The sequence below is a fragment of the Pseudomonas sp. TE21394 genome, from assembly GCF_054057835.1.
This window is the reverse complement of the sequence record NZ_JBSRZR010000001.1, coordinates 4,246,212-4,263,458: the sequence shown is the minus strand read 5'-3', so window position 1 is coordinate 4,263,458 and position 17,247 is coordinate 4,246,212. Positions and strand designations below refer to the sequence as shown.

16 protein-coding genes are annotated in these 17,247 nt (G+C 65.1%); 7 read left to right on the top strand and 9 right to left on the bottom strand.

The genetic code is table 11. From position 1 onward, the window contains the following. Positions 1 to 258: 258 nt before the first annotated feature. Positions 259 to 1,632, top strand: a complete 1,374-nt coding sequence (locus tag ACVWZT_RS19555) for an MFS transporter (RefSeq protein ID WP_457470865.1) — start codon at positions 259 to 261, stop codon at positions 1,630 to 1,632. 37 nt (positions 1,633 to 1,669) lie between these two features. Here ACVWZT_RS19555 and ACVWZT_RS19550 read toward each other — a convergent pair whose 3' ends face one another. From ACVWZT_RS19550 to ACVWZT_RS19530, 5 genes are all read right to left on the bottom strand, one after another. Continuing rightward, positions 1,670 to 3,082 carry a DOPA decarboxylase gene (locus ACVWZT_RS19550; protein ID WP_457470863.1) on the bottom strand — a complete coding sequence of 471 codons (1,413 nt, stop codon included), beginning with the start codon at positions 3,080 to 3,082 and terminating at the stop codon, positions 1,670 to 1,672. 181 nt (positions 3,083 to 3,263) lie between these two features. Continuing rightward, complete coding sequence (locus ACVWZT_RS19545) at positions 3,264 to 4,208, bottom strand: LysR family transcriptional regulator (RefSeq protein ID WP_457472120.1); 945 nt, start codon at positions 4,206 to 4,208, stop codon at positions 3,264 to 3,266. Positions 4,209 to 4,361: 153 nt separating this feature from the next. Beyond that, the gene (locus tag ACVWZT_RS19540) at positions 4,362 to 5,072 is read right to left on the bottom strand and encodes a YebC/PmpR family DNA-binding transcriptional regulator (RefSeq protein WP_170029433.1); all 711 of its coding nucleotides are present in this window, start codon (positions 5,070 to 5,072) and stop codon (positions 4,362 to 4,364) included. 97 nt (positions 5,073 to 5,169) lie between these two features. After that, the gene (locus ACVWZT_RS19535; RefSeq protein ID WP_296233131.1) at positions 5,170 to 6,561 is read right to left on the bottom strand and encodes an FAD-dependent oxidoreductase; all 1,392 of its coding nucleotides are present in this window, start codon (positions 6,559 to 6,561) and stop codon (positions 5,170 to 5,172) included. A gap of 15 nt (positions 6,562 to 6,576) precedes the next feature. Continuing rightward, positions 6,577 to 7,893 carry an MFS transporter gene (locus ACVWZT_RS19530; RefSeq protein ID WP_296233133.1) on the bottom strand — a complete coding sequence of 439 codons (1,317 nt, stop codon included), beginning with the start codon at positions 7,891 to 7,893 and terminating at the stop codon, positions 6,577 to 6,579. A gap of 243 nt (positions 7,894 to 8,136) precedes the next feature. Between ACVWZT_RS19530 and ACVWZT_RS19525 the strand changes: the two genes are divergently transcribed. Both ACVWZT_RS19525 and ACVWZT_RS19520 read left to right on the top strand, forming a co-directional pair. Beyond that, entirely contained in the window at positions 8,137 to 9,006 is an 870-nt protein-coding gene (locus ACVWZT_RS19525; RefSeq protein WP_296233135.1) for a LysR substrate-binding domain-containing protein, read from the top strand. Positions 9,007 to 9,063: 57 nt separating this feature from the next. Continuing rightward, on the top strand, positions 9,064 to 9,435 hold the full coding sequence (locus ACVWZT_RS19520; protein ID WP_296233137.1) for a DUF2784 domain-containing protein: 372 nt from the start codon (positions 9,064 to 9,066) through the stop codon (positions 9,433 to 9,435). On the opposite strand, the gene tam is transcribed toward ACVWZT_RS19520, so the two are convergent. Further along, on the bottom strand, positions 9,425 to 10,201 hold the full coding sequence (gene tam / locus ACVWZT_RS19515) for a trans-aconitate 2-methyltransferase (protein WP_296233138.1): 777 nt from the start codon (positions 10,199 to 10,201) through the stop codon (positions 9,425 to 9,427). The genes ACVWZT_RS19520 and tam overlap by 11 nt on opposite strands. A gap of 90 nt (positions 10,202 to 10,291) precedes the next feature. Here tam and ACVWZT_RS19510 point away from each other — a divergent pair, with 90 nt between their 5' ends. Beyond that, on the top strand, positions 10,292 to 10,465 hold the full coding sequence (locus ACVWZT_RS19510; protein WP_296233140.1) for a hypothetical protein: 174 nt from the start codon (positions 10,292 to 10,294) through the stop codon (positions 10,463 to 10,465). Positions 10,466 to 10,468: 3 nt separating this feature from the next. Here the strand turns inward: ACVWZT_RS19510 and ACVWZT_RS19505 are convergent, their stop codons facing one another. Continuing rightward, positions 10,469 to 11,878 (bottom strand): amino acid permease, encoded by a 1,410-nt coding sequence (locus ACVWZT_RS19505; RefSeq protein ID WP_296233142.1) that lies wholly within the window; start codon positions 11,876 to 11,878, stop codon positions 10,469 to 10,471. Between the two features lie 326 nt (positions 11,879 to 12,204). Between ACVWZT_RS19505 and ACVWZT_RS19500 the strand changes: the two genes are divergently transcribed. Beyond that, entirely contained in the window at positions 12,205 to 13,629 is a 1,425-nt protein-coding gene (locus ACVWZT_RS19500; protein WP_296233143.1) for an aminotransferase-like domain-containing protein, read from the top strand. Positions 13,630 to 13,810: 181 nt separating this feature from the next. Further along, entirely contained in the window at positions 13,811 to 14,353 is a 543-nt protein-coding gene (locus tag ACVWZT_RS19495) for a WYL domain-containing protein (RefSeq protein ID WP_457470862.1), read from the top strand. Positions 14,354 to 14,386: 33 nt separating this feature from the next. Here ACVWZT_RS19495 and ACVWZT_RS19490 read toward each other — a convergent pair whose 3' ends face one another. Next, positions 14,387 to 15,124 carry a hypothetical protein gene (locus tag ACVWZT_RS19490; RefSeq protein ID WP_457470860.1) on the bottom strand — a complete coding sequence of 246 codons (738 nt, stop codon included), beginning with the start codon at positions 15,122 to 15,124 and terminating at the stop codon, positions 14,387 to 14,389. Between the two features lie 158 nt (positions 15,125 to 15,282). Here ACVWZT_RS19490 and ACVWZT_RS19485 point away from each other — a divergent pair, with 158 nt between their 5' ends. Then, positions 15,283 to 15,906, top strand: coding sequence for a glutathione S-transferase family protein (locus ACVWZT_RS19485; RefSeq protein ID WP_296233150.1), 624 nt, complete (start codon positions 15,283 to 15,285; stop codon positions 15,904 to 15,906). A gap of 108 nt (positions 15,907 to 16,014) precedes the next feature. On the opposite strand, the gene ACVWZT_RS19480 is transcribed toward ACVWZT_RS19485, so the two are convergent. Further along, a complete protein-coding gene (locus ACVWZT_RS19480; protein ID WP_457470858.1) occupies positions 16,015 to 17,190 on the bottom strand; it encodes an MFS transporter in 1,176 nt (391 codons plus the stop codon). Positions 17,191 to 17,247 lie beyond the last annotated feature (57 nt).

Sequence of the window (17,247 nt, the reverse complement as noted above, 5' to 3'; positions counted from 1 at the left end):
GGTGCCAGGCGGAGGAAAACCAGCGGTCACCGTTTCTGGCACGATCGATTATTCGCAGGTACAGTCGGCGCTTCAATCTCTTTGTACGGAATGGTTAGTTTTGCGTTCGATTACCGCACAAAACCCGTTTTGACGAATTGCTACACCGCTGGCCCGTGGTCAACATGAACCACAACGCAGGCCCACCGACCGCTGCCCCCTGCCCTTGCGAAAGCGATGGCCGAACCTGCGCAAACAACAATAACAACGGAGACAACGATGGCTCACTCCAGCTCGCAAGCGAAAAAAGCGACCGCCAGTGGATGGATAGGCTCGGCACTCGAGTACTACGACTTCTTCATCTACGCCCAGGCCGCCGCGCTGATTTTCCCGCAGATATTCTTCCCCAACACTGACCCGAAAATGGCCATCATTGCCTCGCTGGCCACCTACGGTGTCGGCTACCTGGCGCGCCCGGTCGGTGCCTTCGTACTCGGCCACTGGGGTGACACCCGCGGGCGCAAGAACGTACTGCTGCTGTGCATGTTCCTGATGGGCCTGTCGACCATGGCCGTGGGCCTGCTACCTACCTACCACGACATCGGTTACCTCGCCCCCGCCTTGCTGGTGGTATTGCGCCTGATCCAGGGCTTTGCCGTGGCCGGCGAAATCTCCGGCGCCAGTTCCATGATCATGGAGCATGCGCCGTTCGGGCGAAGAGGCTATTACGCCAGTTTCACCCTGCAGGGTGTCCAGGCCGGCCAGGTCCTGGCAGCAGCAGTGTTCCTGCCACTGGCCTACTTCATGCCGAGTGAAGCCTTCAGTGAATGGGGCTGGCGCATTCCGTTCCTGATGAGCGCCTTGGTGCTGGTGGCCGGCTTCATCATCCGCAAGGAAGTGCACGAAACCCCGGCGTTCGTGAAGGAAGAGAAACAGGACAAGGTCGCCAAGTCGCCAATCCGCGAAGCCTTCCGCCACAGCTGGAAACACATGGTGCTGGTGATGTTCATGGCCCTGATGAACGTCATCCCGGTGGTGGCCACCATCTTCGGTGCCGCCTACGCGGTGCAGCCGGCCTATGGCATCGGCTTCGACAAGAGCGTGTACCTGTGGATCCCGGTGGTCGGCAACATCGTCGCGGTGCTGGTGATTCCGTTCGTTGGCAACCTCTCCGACAAGATCGGCCGCCGCCCGACCATGATCGCAGGCTGCCTGGGCTCGGGCCTGCTGGCCTTCGTCTACCTGTATGCGATCAGCATCCACAACGTACCGCTGGCGTTCGCTACCTCGATCGTCATGTGGGGCATGGTCTACCAGGGTTACAACGCGGTGTTCCCCAGCTTCTACCCGGAGCTGTTCCAGACCCGCTACCGCGTGTCGGCCATGGCCATCGCCCAGAATATCGGCACCATGCTGACCGCCATGCTGCCGGCGCTGTTCGCCCTGGTCGCCCCGCCCGGCTCGGACAACATCCCGCTGGTGATCGGTGGCCTGGCGTTCTTCATCACCTGCGTGTGCGCCCTGGCGGCTTACATTGCCCCGGAAACCCATCGCTTGGCGATGGAAGACCTGGGTAACCCGCAGGCCAAGCCGATGGAAAAAGAAGCGTATGAAGCCAGCCGCAAAGGCAGCTTGCAGGCAGTGAGCCACTGATGCATTGCCGGGGGGCGCTTTGCGCCCCCCGGCGATTTCAACCTTCGACCACCGCCTGCAACCGCTGCCACAACCGCTCGACATCCGCCCGCTCGGTCGGCAGCGCCCCGATCGACACCCGCACCATCCAGGGCCCGTCCAGCGTCGCCGGCGTCACATAGGCATCCCCGGAAGCATTCAGCCGCTCGGCCCAACCCTTGGTATGCGCATCCAGCGCCTCGCCTTCCAGCCCCGCCGGCCGATGGCGAATGCACAAGGTCTGCAACGGCACGGGCGCCAGCACTTCCCAATTCGCCGCCGCATTGACCTGCGCAGCCAGCCACTGGGCATTGTCCAGGTCACGGCGCAACCGCGTCTGCAACGCTTCAACGCCCTCGCTACGCAACATGAACCACAGCTTCAGCGCGCGGAACCGCCGCCCCAGCGGGATGCCCCAGTCACGCAGGTTCTTCACCTCGCCATCCACCGCCGACTGCAGGTAGCTGGGGTTGGTGCTCATCACCCGTATCAGGTGCTGCGGGTCGCGCACGTAGTAGATCGAGCAATCGAAGGCGACGCCCAGCCACTTGTGCGCATTGACCACCACCGAGTCGGCCAGCTCGATGCCATCCCACATCCAGCGGCATTCCGGCAGGATCATCGCCGAGCCGGCCATTGCCGAATCCACATGCAGCCACAGGCCATGGGCCTGGGCGATTTCGCCGATCAGGCGCAGCGGGTCGAGGGCCGTGGTGGCGGTGGTGCCGGTAGTGGCGACCACGGCGCAGGGCTGGTTACCGGCGGCCAGGTCGTGTTCGATGGCCGCCTGCAGTGCTTGCGGGCGCAAGGCGTAGTGTTCGTCGGTCGGAATCAGGCGGATGTTGTCGCGGCCAAAACCGGCCAGCAGCGCCGCCTTGTCCACCGAGCTGTGGGCATGGGCACTGACGTAGACGACCAGCGGCCTGGTCTGGGCTTGCAGGCCACCACGCACCAGGGCGTAGTCGCTGGCGCGTTCACGGGCACAGATCAGCGCCACCAGGGTGCTGGTCGACGCGGTATCCTGAATTACCCCGCTCCACTGGTCGGACAGGCCGAGCAGCTGGCGCAGCCAGTCGAGGGTGGTTTCCTCCAGCTCGCTCAGGGCCGGGCTGGACTGCCAGGACAGGCCAAGCACGCCCAGGCCGGTGCTGAGAAAGTCGCCGAGCACCGATGACAGGGTACCGTTGGAAGGAAAGTAGCCGTAGAAATCCGGGTGCTGCCAGTGGGACAGGCCGGGCACCACCAACTGGTTGACGTCGTCGATGATCGCTTCGAAGGGTTCGCCTTGCTGCGGGGCGCTGCCGGGCAAGGCGGCCTTCAGGTAACCGGGCTCGACCTGGGCCATGACCGGGCGTTCGCCGACGGTCTGGCGGTAGTCGGCGATCAGGTCGATCAGTTGGTGGCCGTACTGGCGGAATTGTTCGGGGGTCACGTGGGGGCTCCTGTGGGTGGGTCGGTGCCTGTACTGGCCTCTTCGCGGGTAAACCCGCTCCCACAGGTACTGCATCGTTTGTAGGAGTGGGTCTACCCGCGAAGAGGCCGCTACAGGCAGCACAATGGCCCTAGTCTAGGCACCTGTCCCGCAGTGAATAACCCCGCCTTGCGCATACCTGCTATGGCAAACCCGCATGCCCGCCCTGCACACCGAACTGCGACTGGCGCCACAACTCGAACACCCGGTTGCGCAGCCAGCGATGCTCTGCCGAAGCCTGCAGGCGCTGGTGCCACACCACCCAGTAGCGCTGGCTGTGGTCGATGAAGCCCAGCGGCCGCCAGGCCAGCGGATACAGGCGGCATAGCTGCCGGGCGATGTGTTCCGGCACGGTGGCCAGCGCCTGGCTGTTGGCGATCACCTGCACGGTGGCGGAAAAGAACGGCACTTCCAGGCTGACCCGCCGCTGCAGCCCCTGGGCGCGCAGGTGGCGGTCGATGAAACTGTCCTTGTCGCCACCGCCGGAAATTCGCACATGCTTGTGCGCCAGGTAGTCGGCCTGGCTGAGCGCGCCGCAGGCGGCCAGCGGGTGGTCGTGGCGCATCAGGCACACCGCGCGGTCCTCGCCAAGCAGGCGACCGTGCAGGTTGGGCGGCGACTCGTCGAACAAGGTGGTGGCCAGGTCGATCTCGCCACTGGCCAGCAAGGCGTACTGGCCGGCTTGCCAGGTCCGGTATTCCAGCGATACGCCCGGGGCTTCGCGCTCCAGCGCCGCCACCAGCAGCGGCAGCATGTGCTCGGCCACGTAGTCCGAAGCGGCCAGGCAGAAGCGCCGCTCGCAACGCGCCGGGTCGAACACTGCGGGCTGGCGCAGGGCGTGCAGCTCTTCGAGTATCTGGCGCAAAGGTTCGACCAGCGCTTCGGCGTGCTCGCTGAGCACGTAGCCACGGCCCTGGCGAACCAGCAAAGGGTCGTCGAAGGCTTCGCGCAGGTGGGCCAGCTGGCGGCTCAGGGCGGACTGGCTGACGCCCAGGCGCTCGGCGGCGTGGCTGAGGTTCTTCAGCTGCAACAGGTGGTCGAGGGTACGCAGGTGGGCGAGGCTGAGGGAGGCGAAGGTGGGGTTCATCGGGTTCGGCTCCAGACTGCGGGCAAGGGCCTTGCTCTCGTTTCGCGACACAAGGCCGCTCCTGCAGGGGCCAGCCGAGCCTATGTCGGAAACCGCCCCTGCAGGAGCGGCCTTGCGTCGCGATGGGCCGCGAAGCGGCCCCGATTACACGGATCAGTCAGTCAGGCCGACGTACACGTTCTGTACATCATCGTTCTCGTCGATGGCCTCGAGGAACGCTTCCACCTCGGCCAGCGCTTCGGCACTCAGGCTGGCTGCGCTGACCGGGTTCTTCGGGGTGTAGCCGATCTTCGCCGAGGTCACGGTGAAGCCATGTTCCGGCAGGGCCTTCTGCACCGCATCCAGGTCGGTGGTGTCGGTGATGAACAGGGTCGAACCTTCTTCGTCGCCTTCCTCGAAGTCCTGGGCACCGGCCTCGATGGCCGCCATTTCCGGGTCGGCGTCACCGTTGGCGGTGGCTTCGATCAGGCCGACGTGGTTGAAGTCCCAGGCCACCGAGCCGCTGGCACCCAGCTGGCCCTTGCGGAACAGCACGCGGATCTGTGCGACGGTGCGGTTGACGTTGTCGGTCAGGCACTCGACGATCAGCGGCACCTGGTGCGGGGCGAAGCCTTCGTAGCTGACCGCCGAGTACTGCACGGCATCGCCGTCCAGGCCCGCGCCCTTGCGGATGGCGCGTTCCAGGGTTTCGCGGGTCATCGAGGCCTTCTTGGCCTGCTCGATGGCCAGGCGCAGGCGCGGGTTCATGTCAGGGTCGGCGCCGGACTTGGCGGCGATCTGGATCTCTTTGGACAGCTTGCCCATGATCTTGCCTTTGGCGTTGGCCGCGGCTTCTTTATGTTTGGCTTTCCACTGTGCGCCCATGTCGATTCTCTTGTTTCAGCGGCCGGTTCAGGAAGCGACCGGCCAAAAGTGGGTGCAGTTTATACGCCCTCCGGCCTGTGTTCGACAAGAAATCTCATCAGCCTTTATCGGCTTTACCCGCCGCTGCCGCAAACCGCGCCAGCCGCACATCCAGCCTCCGCGGCCGCAGCCCACGGTCCTCGGCGCGTTCCTTGCGGCGGATGGCATTGCGCACCAGCAGCGAGCCGAGGTAGCGGATCGGCTCGGGCGGGAACCAGCCCAGCGGCCCGTTGACCAGCGGCGAGCGGGTCCATGGGTTGTCCAGCCCCAGTGCCAGCGAGGACAGGATCTGACCGCCCATGTGGCACGGGCCGACACCGCTGCCGGAGTAACCAAAGCCGTAGAACACGTTGCCCTGCCCGTCCAGCCGGCCAAAGAATGGCAAACCGGTTACCGAACGGTCCGATGGCCCGTTCCAGCTGGCCGCCAGCGGCACTTCGGCCAACGCCGGGAAAAACCCGCCCAGGCTTTCGCGCAACAGGGGCTGGTACGGCGAGGGCTGGTCGAATACCGGCAACATGCGCCCGCCATAGGCAAAGGTATTGCCGCCCTTGCCGAGCATCAGCCGCCCATCACAGGTGTTGTGGTAGTAATGCACGAAGATGCGCGAGTCGAGCACGCTGATACCGCTGTCCAGGCCGATCTGGCGCAGCAGGTCGGGGCACGGTTCGGTGATGACCATGTCGCTGGAAACGATCGCCACGCTGCGTTCGAACTGCGGGAAAGCCCGCGCCATCCAGGCATTCAAGCCGAGCACCACGCGCTCGGCGCGCAGCGTGCCATGGGTGGTGCGCACCTGCACCGGGGCACCATGCTCCAGGCCGGTCATGGCCGTGCCTTCATGAATGCGCACACCCCGCTGCAAGGCCACCCGGCGCAGGCCGCGCACCAGCTTGCCCGGCTGCACCGTGGCGGCGGCCGGCGAGAACCAGCCCTCCAGGTGCCGTGCCGAGCCCGCCAGGCGCTGCACCTGGTCGAGCGGCAGGCGGCGGAACGAATTGATACCCTGGCGCTGTAGCGCAGCGATCACCGCATCGGTGGCACCGACCTGGGCCGAATTGGTGGCAGTGTACAGCGTGCCATCCAGGCGGTAGTCGCAGTCGATGCCATTGGCTGCGCAGAATGCACCAATCTCGCCAATGCTGCGCTCCGACTCGCGCACCAGGCGCACCGCCTCGGCCACGCCGAACAGACGCTCGAGGGTGAAGTACTTGGCCGACCAGGACAACGCGCAACCACCGTTGCGCCCACTGGCACCGGCACCGCAGATATCGGCCTCGATCAGCACGATGTCCAGGGCCGGCTGCGCCTCCTTGAGCATCAGCGCCGTCCAAAGGCCGGTGTAGCCGCCACCGACGATGCACACATCGCAACGGGCATCGCCCGACAATGGCGGGCACACCGCTTCCTGTGCCGAATCCAGGGCCTGTTGCAGCCAGAAGGGTCTCATTCGCTCGCTTTCCTTTCAGGTACGCATTGGCTTGATTGCCAGGCTGGTGTTCGGTGCCAGCTCGGCGCTCTGCGCGGCGCTGGCCGGGCGGCTGTTCCAGTGCGGCAGCAGCACCAGGGCCGAGAACAGCGCACAGCCGGCGAACACGATGAACACCGTGACACCGTCGAAGTAGCCCGGTAGCAGCCCGCCCAGCACGGCCCCCACCGAACCGCAGCCGTTGACGAAGCCCGCCGCGGTGGCGCCGGCCTTGGCGGTGCCGAAGTCGATGGCTGCCGCGCCGCTGATCATCGAGTCCGGCCCGTACAGGGTCAGGCCCATGACGAACAGCAGGGCCACCACCAGCACCACGCTGCCGGTGTCCATGGCCGCCATGAACGCCGCCAGGGTCACGGTCAGCAGGACCAGGCTGATCACGCAGGCCGGCATGCGCCGGGCACTGAACAGTTTGTCCGATGCCAGGCCGATCAGGATCGGCCCAAGCAGCCCGGCCAGTTCGAACGCCGTTGGGATGATCGCTGCGCCTACCTTGCCGACCGACGGCATCTGCTCGAAGACGATCACCGGCCCCCACAGCAGGATGGCGTAGCGCGCCGGTTTCAGCAGGAAGTAGGCAAGCCCCAGGGTCAGCACCGTGCGGTTGCGCAAGATTTCCTTCAATGGCGCCCACAGGCTGCACAGGTTGCCGCCCGGGGCCATGCTCTGTGGTTCGGGCTCGACCGCCGGCAGGCCGACGTCCTCAGGCTTGTTGCGCTGCAGGAAGAAGAACAGCACCGCCACCAGCGCCACCACGGCAGCGCTGGAGAAAAACGCCGCGTGCCAGGTGCCGACCAGGGTGTAGGCCCACCAACCGGCGAATGGCGAGGCCACCAGGCCGCCGAAGGCATAGCAGGAACTCCACAACCCGAGCACCCGGCCGCGCTGCACGGCGGGGAAGAAACTGCCGATGTTCTTGCACAACCCCGCCCACCCGGTGGATTGCGCCAGGCCCTGCACCAGCATGCAGGTGGCGAAGATCGGGAAGGTAGCGTAGCTGCCCATCACCACGGCGGCGCCGGCGGAAATCAGCAGGCCACCGAGCACCACCACGCGCGGGCCGAAGCGGTCGGCGAGCATGCCCCAGGTGAACTGGCCCACGGCATAGGCGGCCAGGTAAATCGCGTCGAGGTTGGCCATGGCGGCCTTGTCGAGCATGAAATCCGGGTCTTCGGCGATGCCCAGCTTGGCCACCGAGAAGGCCTTGCGGGTGAAGTAGAAGGCGGCGTAGGCCAGCCAGGTGATGGCGAAGATCTGAATGCGCCAGCGTTTCAACGTGGCTAGTGATTGGTTCATTTAAGTCTGACCTCTTGCTCAAGTGTGCCGGCAGAATGTGAAGAAACGCCTGTCTTGTTCTTGTGTTACGCACAGCGATGACGAGGCTGTCATCGGGTCAGATGGCGCCGTGTGGGCGTCATGGCCCTGGCGGCACTTGTGGTACCTGCGTCGGGCTGAAAGGTATGGAAACAGCTGCTGACTGATAAATAAAATCGATTTATCGTATTACACACATAAGCCTGGCTTGTTACTGAGGTGGTCATGTCGGTTTCCCACGCACAACTCAAGGCCTTTCACGCCGTAGCCGTGCACGGCAGCTTTACCCGCGCGGCCGAAAAGCTGTTTCTTACCCAGCCGGCAGTATCCGACCAGGTGCGCAAGCTGGAGGAGCGTTTTGGCGTATTGCTGTTTCACCGCAACAAACGTTCGGTACAGCTCACCGACCTGGGTGAGCGCCTGCTGGGCATCAGCCAGCGCCTGTTCGCCTGCGAGGCCGAGGCGCATGAACTGTTGCAGGACTCGCGCGCCCTGCACACCGGCAGCCTGGTGCTGGCGGTGGATGCGCCGGTGCACGTGCTGCCGCAGATCGCCCGCTTCTGCCAACGCTACCCCGGTATTCAGGTGAAGGTCGAAACCGGCAACACCGATGAATCGCTGGCCCGGCTGTTCAGTTACCAGGCCGACCTGGCCCTGCTGGGGCGGGATGTCGACGACGAACGCCTGCATTGCCTGCCGCTGCGCCGCGACCCGATGGTGGCGTTCGTCTCGCACCAGCACCCGTGGGCCAGTCGTGGCTCGATCAGCCTGGCGGACCTGGACGATATGCCGCTGGTGCTGCGCGAACCCGGCTCGGTGACGCGGCAGACGCTGGAGCAGGAAATGCAACGGGCCGGGTTGCGGATTCGCCCGGCGATCCAGGTTGAAGGCCGGGAAGCAGCACGCGAAGCCGTGGTGGTGGGGATTGGCGTGGGGGTGGTGTCGGCGGCGGAGTTTGGTGCCGATGCGCGCGTGTGTGCGTTGCCCATCGTCGATTGCCAGCGGTACCTGACCGAGACCTTGGTGTGCCTGAGCGAACAGCGCACGCGGCGGGTGGTGGCGACCTTCCTGCAGACGGTTGAGGAAGCGCTGTGAGGCCAGTACAGGCAACCCGGCTATGCTGGATTAACCACCGCCTCCGGCACTCACACCATGCACTTGCGCCTCGCCGCCGACACCTTGCTGCTGCTGCACCTGGCGTTCATCCTGCTGGTGCTGTTCGGCGGCCTGCTGGTGCTGCGCTGGCGCGCCGCCCTGCTGCTGCATCTGCCAGCCCTGGCCTGGGGCCTGGCGGTGGAATACCTGCACCTGGGTTGCCCGCTGACTGCCTGGGAAAACCACATGCGCAACGCGGCCGGTGACGCGGGCTACCAGGGCGGCTTCATCGACCATTACATCTGGCCGCTGATCTACCCCGCCGGGCTGACACCCTCTGTCCAGCTGGTGCTGGGCAGTGTCGTGCTGCTGCTCAACCTCGGCATCTACAGCTACGTGGCCTGGCGCTGGCGCCGCCCTAGCGGGTAGCAACCACGAACAAGCGCGGGAACGGCAACAGCACCTTGCCATCGGTGGCTGGCGGGTAGTCGCGCTGCATGGCCTGCAGGTACATCTGCAGGAAGTCAGCCTGCTCCTGCGCGTCGAGCCTGGCCAGATAAGGCCGCAGTGCCGAACCCTTGAACCATTCCACCACCGCTTCGGCGCCACCCAGCAACGGGTGGTGATAGGTGGTGCGCCACACATCCACCCGCGCGCACAAAGGGCTGAGCAGGTCGTAGTAGAACGCCGCGTTGTGCCGCGGCGGCAGCTGGAAATCGGCGAACTTGGCTGCCCAGGGGCCTTGGCTGGCAATCTCGCGCAATTGCCGGTGGGCCGGCTCGTCAAGGTTGTCCGGGGTCTGTACCGCCAGGCTGGCGCCTTCGCTCAATTGGCGCACCAGGTGCGGGTACAGTGATGCATGGTCCGGGAGCCATTGCAGCGAGGCATTGGCCAGGATCAGGTCCTGGGGCTCGGCGGCGGACCAGTCGGCGATGTCGGCAACCAGCGTGCGCACCCGGGGGATGCACAGCCGCTTGCGTTCGCGGGCCTTGTCGATCATGTCCGGGTCGCTGTCCAGCGCGCTCACCTGGGCGTCCGGGTAACGTTGCAACAGCACCTCGGTGGAGTTGCCGGGGCCGCACCCCAGGTCGGTGGCGTGGCGTACCGGGCGTGGCGGCACGGCGCCGAGCAGGTCGCGCACGGCGCGGGTGCGCTCGTCTTCGAACAGGGAATACTGGTTGGCAGACCAGGCCATGGGCAACTCCTTCAGGCGGGTAATGGGGGCAGCATATTGCGATCTGCGGGCGAGCGGAACTGGCTGACGCGCTTGCAGGTCATTCCTTGCATGCGCATGAAGACTTATCTGGCCCTCGCCATCCTCGCCCTGATCGCCACCGCCGCCCTGCTTGGCTCGCCGTGGATGAACCAGCGCTTTCACCTGCCAGCGGAAAAAAACCATGCCCAACAACGCGAAACGGCCGGGTCCCCGCGGGAGCCGGCCGTTTCGCGAAGCGAATGACGCTTAGTGCTGCTTGCCAGAACGAATCTGGTGCACCACACCCATCGCCACCACGATCGCCGCAGCGATACCGGTGGAGACGACCAGGATCTGGTAGTCAGGCATGAAGGCCATGGTCACCAGGGCGGCGACGATGAAAGCGATCACCAGGTAGGTCAGCCATGGGAACAGCCACATCTTCAGGCGTACTTCCTTGCCTTCGGCGATCAGCTTGCGGCGCATGCGCAGCTGCGAGAAGGCGATCACCAGGTACACCAGCAGGGCGATCATGCCGGTGGTGTTCATCAGGGTTTCGAGCACGTCCTTCGGGCGCAGGGTCTCGCTGAAGTTGATCAGGGCGCAGACGATGGCCACCGCGCACGACCCCATGATCGCGTACACGGGTACACCGGTACCCGCGCGGGTGATCTTGAAGAACGATGGCGCGTCGCCACGCTGGGCCAGGGAGAACAGCATGCGCGAAGCGGTATAGTGGCCGGAGATCAGGCAGCTGCTTACCGAGGTCAGCACGACGAAGTTCATCAGCAGCTCGGCGTACGGCACGCCCAGCAGTTCCAGGGTACGGCGATAGGCGCCATAACCGGAAACGCCCAGCTGCGGGTCGTTCCACGGTACCAGGCAGACGATCAGGAAGATCGAGCCGACATAGAACAGGCACACCCGCCAGACCACCGAGTTGGTCGCCTTGACGATCTGCGTGGCCGGGTCCTTGGCTTCGGCAGCGGCGATGGTAACGATTTCCGCGCCGAGGAAGGCGAACATCACCCCGAGCAAGGCACCAATCACGGTGGTGATGCCATTGGGCATGAAGCCTTCGGCCGTGAGGTGGCTGATGCCCCGCACTTCACCGAACTGCCAGATATTCAGCACTGCCGCGGTACACACGATCAGGAAGCAGACGATCGCGATCACCTTGATCAGGGCGAACCAGAACTCGAACTCACCGTAGTGTTTGACGTTGAAGAAGTTGACGGTGATCAGCAACAGGGTCGTGGCCAGCACGAACACGTTGACGCTGACATCGGGGAAGAACCCATGCAGGATCTTGCCTGCCACATAGGCTTCCCAGGCCATGAGGATGACCCAGTACCACCAGTACAGCCAGCCGATGGTGAAACCGGCCCAACGGCCGATGGCGCGGTCGGCGTAGGTGGAGAACGAACCGGTGTCCGGCGAGGACGTCGCCATTTCACCCAGCATGCGCATGATCAGTACCACCAGGATGCCACCTGCCAGGTAGGCCAGGACAGCGGCTGGGCCGGCGCTATGGATCACGCTGCCGGAACCGACGAACAAGGCGCCGCCGATAACCCCGGCGATCGACATCATCGTCAGGTGGCGCGACTTGAGCGAGGCACTGAGTTTGCTCTCGTGCCCGCTTTTCGCGGTGGTGGTTGTAGATGTTGCGTCCATCAGTTGTGTACCCCGTGCTTCTTTTTATCCAAGGAAAACTGTGAAACCCCGATGGCTGGCGGTTTCACCTGTACATCAGTGCTAATGCGGGCAGGATGGTGTGCGACGAACACACGCAGGCCTTCCATGGCGGCCTGCTGACGCGCCCCAGGACTGACGCCTGGGGCGAACTGAACATGCTTTAGGTGGCGATATCTGACACCTAATGTAAAAATGTCCGGCGCAGAGAACCATGCACAGTGGCATGAAACTCGCACTGCACTGTATAGGTCGCCGATGCAATACACCGCCTCAGCGCCTGGCGTTACACACCCTGAAGGCCCCGAATGCTGCAATTACATCCAGACTCCTCCACGCCGCTGGTCAACCAGATCATCGATGGCCTGCGCGAGTTGATCGATAACCAGACCCTCAAGCCAGGCGCCAAGGTCCCGTCCATTCGCGCCTTTGCCGCGACCTATTCGGTCAGCACCTTCACCGTGGTCGAGGCCTACGACCGCCTGGTCGCCCAAGGCCTGCTGGTGAGCCGTGGCAATGCCGGGTTTTTCGTCAACCGCGCAGCAGGCGAGCTGCTGGACGCGCACAATGCCGAGGTCGACACAAGTCGACCAACGTTCAACTCCGAGTGGTACCTGCAGCAGATCTTCGAAATCCGCCAGTTGCCGTTCAAGCCGGGGTGCGGCTGGCTGCCCAACGACTGGATGTACGAAGACGGCCTGCGCCGCGGCCTGCGCCAGGTGGCCGGGAGCCCGCTGGAGCTGTCGGGCTATGGCGACCCCATGGGCCTGCCGGAATTGCGTGCGCTGACGGCGCAGAACCTGCAGCAGGAACTGTCGATCGTCGCCAACCCGGCGCAACTGATGCTCACCCACGGCGCCAGCCAGGCCCTGGACCTGGCAGCGCGCACGCTGGTGCGCCCGGGCGATGTGGTGCTGGTGGACGACCCAGGCTACCCCAACCTGATGAGCATCCTGCGCACCCAGGGCGCGACCCTGGTCGGCGTGCCGCGCACGCCGGCAGGCTATGACCTGAACCAGCTGGAGCTGCTGCTCACCCACCACCGCCCGACGGCGTTCTTCACCCAGCCGCACCTGCACAGCCCGACCTGCTCACGCACCCCGCTGCCGCAACTGCACCGCCTGCTGCAACTGGCCAGCCAGCATGGCTTCCGCCTGGTGGAAAACAACCTTTACGCCGACATGGTCGCCGAACCGCAGCCTTGCCTGGCCAGCCTCGATCACCTGCAGCAGGTGGTGTACGTGGGCAGCTATTCGAAGAGCATTTCGCCGAATGTGCGGGTCGGCTACCTGCTGGCCAACCCCGAGCTGATGCAGAAACTGCTGCACCTGAAGATGCGCTCGGGCCTGACCACCTCGCAGGTGATGGAGCGCGTGGTGTATGCCGCGATCATCGACGGGCGCTGGCGCAAGCACCTCAAGCGCCTGCGCCAGCGCCTGGCCGAGGCGCACCAGGAAGTAGGCCGGCACCTGCACCGGCTGGGCTTCGAGTTGTTCACCGAGTCGGACGAGGGCATGTACATCTGGACCCGCCACCCGGCGATTCCGGACAGTGCGGCGTTGCTGGATGACGCGTTGGAGAAAGGCATCATGCTCGGGCCCGGGCAGCTGTTCATGGTCGACGCCAAGGCGACCGGGTGGATGCGCTTCAACGTGGCGTTCAGTACCGAGCCGGCGATGTGGGAGTTGCTGGAGAAGGTGTTGGTGAAGCATGTGCGGCGGGGTGGGATGTAGGGCGCGTTTTTCTGGGGCTATTGGCGGCGCATGTTCAGCGCTCGATTTCACTGTTTGCAACAGGGCTGGCCGGCACTGAGGCGCGCGAAAACTTGGATCCCATCCTGTGAAAAGGTATGCTGCGATAGCTAAACGCTACCACTCAGGCCAAGTTGCCAGCCTGCTTTCAAGGACGAACCTTTTGCCCAGCCACCCTACCCGCCACACCATTGCCCGCCAATGGCAACTGCTCAAGCTGCTACCCGGCCGTCACCCCGGGATGAGTTCCACCCAGTTGCAATCTGCCTTGAAAACCGTGGGCTACACCACCAGCAAACGTACCGTTGAACGCGACCTGGTCGAACTCGCGGCGCTGTTCCCGCTGCAGTGCAACAGCAAAGGCATGCCTTACGGCTGGTACTGGCAGCCCGGCCTGAGCCTGGCGGAAGCACAGCAACTGCAACCTGACGTGCTGACGCCCCCGCAGCGGGTCGAACTGCATGCCTGGGTCGACGACGGGCTGGCCCGACGCCTGCAAGCGCAGCCACTGGCCGTGGACATGCAACTGACAGCGCACGCGGACGGCGGCGCCACGCTGGTGGCCACGGTCGACGACAACCGGGCGCTGATGGGCTGGCTGTTGTCTCAAGCTGGCTCGATCCGCGTGCGGGCACCGCAAGGCCTGCGCCTGGCCGTGATCGAGCAGTTGCGGCAAAGCCTGGCGCTGCACGCTGGCGACTTTTGAGCGCCGGGCACACCTCGTCAGCACCGCCGCCGTCTACAGAGGCCGCACCTGGCGCGGGCTCCGGCGCGCCAGGCAGGCATACCCCAGGCCCAGCACAGTGAAAGCCATTACCCCCAGCAGCACCATCAACTCGCGGCTGTAGCGCGCTACCCAGGCCGGGAAACCGATGACTTCGCGGTAGACCTGCACGTCAGCCTCGCCGTCGGCGTGGCTGATGCTGATCCCGCCCTGGCGGATCTGGGTGTAGTCCGCATCGAAATACACCCATACCTTGCACGCGCCACCAGGCTCTATGGCCGGGATATCCACCTGGGCAGTCGCGGCCTCGACGATGGTGTCGTTGCCAGCCGCGTCGCGCACCTGCACCAGGCCCTTGGCCGGCAGGCGGATTTTCACCTGGCGCACCGGCGCGTCCCCGCGATTGCGCAGTTCGACGAGCAAGCCGGTACGGTGGTCGACCAACCCGGCCTCGAACGGTTTGGCGAACAACTGGGTATAGGGTGCCTGGGCCATCTCGACCAACCGCTCGACCTGGTCGGGGCTCAGCCCGCCTTGGCTGATGGCGTTGATACGCCCCTGCAACTGCTCGTACTTGAGCTGCTCGCTGGCCTTGCTGATACGCTCGCTGAACTGGCTGGGATAGGTGAGGTAGGCGTAGGTCAGCGCTGCCTCCAGGCGCGGGCTGCCTCTGAGCAGCCCGTAAGCGGCCAACAGGACCACCAGGCCGACCAGTACGGCTACGAGGAGTTTCCCCACCTTGTCCCAGCTCAATGCGTACTTCCTTCTGTGTGATAGCGACGCTGCAAACCGGCCAAGGGTGCCAAGTTCGCGCGCCCCAGGCAAGCCTGAACCGGTCGCTTGCGCCTGCCGCTTGACCAGGCCACGGCAGTGGCGGACGATCAACCTCCCCCGACACAAGGACGAATAGCATGTTGCGGATACTGGGCAGAGCCTCTTCGATCAATGTACGAAAAGTGCTGTGGGCGTGCGCCGAGTTCGAGGTCGCCTACGAGCGCGAAGACTGGGGCGCCGGCTTCCAGCCCACGGACAGCGCCGAGTTCCTCGCGCTGAATCCCAACGCCATGGTCCCGGTGATCCAGGATGGCGACTTCACCCTATGGGAATCCAACAGCATCATCCGCTACCTGGCCGCACGCTACGGTGCGACTGCGTTCTACCCCAGCGAGGCGCAGGCCCGCGCCAGGATCGACCAGTGGATCGACTGGCAGGCTTCGGACCTCAACCGCGCCTGGAGCTACGCGTTCATGTCGCTGGTCAGGCACTCGCCGGCCCACCAGGACCCGCAGGCCCTTGCCGCCGGTTGCGCGGACTGGGCGCGCTACATGCGCATCCTCGACGGCCAACTGGCCACTACCGGCGCCTATGTGGCCGGCAGTCAGTTCACCCTGGCCGACATCCCCATCGGCCTGTCGGTGAACCGCTGGTTCGAAACGCCATTGGAGCACCCGCACTTGCCGGCCGTGCGCGATTACTACGAACGGCTGAGCGAGCGCCCGGCCTATCACCTGCATGGCCGCAACGGTACGCCGTGACAGCCAGCCGTTGACGCCCCTCCCGGCAGCCCTGCGCATCTGCTCAACCCCGCGCCATACCTGTGGGAGCGGGCGCGCCCACGCAGGGCCGCAAAGCAGCCCTACGCCCTACGCGGCTGCCCGCCCCGCCAGCGCCTGCCCCCGTCCACGCCAGGCAAACATCAGCACCATCAACAACCCAAGCGCTGCCGTCGCCGCCCCCGCCAGGGCAATCGCCGGATAGCCCAGCCCGGCATTGATGACCGCCCCGCCCAGCGCTGCGCCAATCGCATTGCCCAGGTTGAATGCCCCAATGTTCACCGCCGAGGCCAGGTTGGGCGCATCCTTGGCCGCTTCCATCACGCGCATCTGCAGCGGTGGCACCAGGGCGAAGCTGGCAGCCCCCCACACCAGGATCGCCAATGCCGTCGGCAGCGACCAGCCCAGCACCAGCGGAAACACCAGCAGTACGGCGATCAGGGTGGCCAGTGACACGATCAAGGTGCGATCGACCGAACGGTCCGCCGCCTTGCCGCCCCACACGTTGCCCAAGGTCAGGCCGACGCCGAACAGCACCAGCATGGCTGTCACGAACGTGGTGGACGCGGCCGCCTCGCGCTGCAGGATCGGCGCGATGTAGGTGAACACCGTGAACATCGCACTGGAACCCACCACGGTCAGCAGCAACGCCGCCAGCACCGGCCCGCGCCCGAGCACACGAAGCTCGGCCATGGCCCCGTCACCCTTGGGCGACGGCACATTGGGCAGCGCGTACCAGAGGCAGGCCATGGCAACCAGGCCCAGCCCGGCGATGCCCCAGAATGCTGTACGCCAACCGAGCAGTTCACCGAACCAGGTCGCCAGCGGCACGCCGCCGATGGTGGCCAGGGTCAGGCCCATGAACATCGCTGCCACCGCCCCGGCGCGCTTGTCGGGCGGCACCACGCTGGCTGCGACGATCGAACCGATGCCGAAGAAGGCACCGTGGTTGAGCGAGGTAACCACGCGCGCAACCAGCAGGCTGGCGTAGTCGTCGGCCAGGGCTGACAGCAGGTTGCCGAGGGTGAAGATGGCCATCAGCCCGATCAGCAGGTAACGCCGCGGGACTTTCACCGTGGCCAGGGTCATCAGCGGGGCGCCGATCAGCACACCGATGGCATAGGCACTGACCAGCAACCCCGCGGCCGGGATCGAGACGCCAAGGTCGGTGGCGATACTGGGCAACATGCCCATGGGGGCGAACTCGGTGACGCCAATGCCGAAGGCACCGATGGCGAGTGCGACAAGAGGTGGATTGATACGCATGGCAAACTCCTTATCTGTGCTGCAAATGCTACGATCCACCGTCAGGCTGCACTAGAC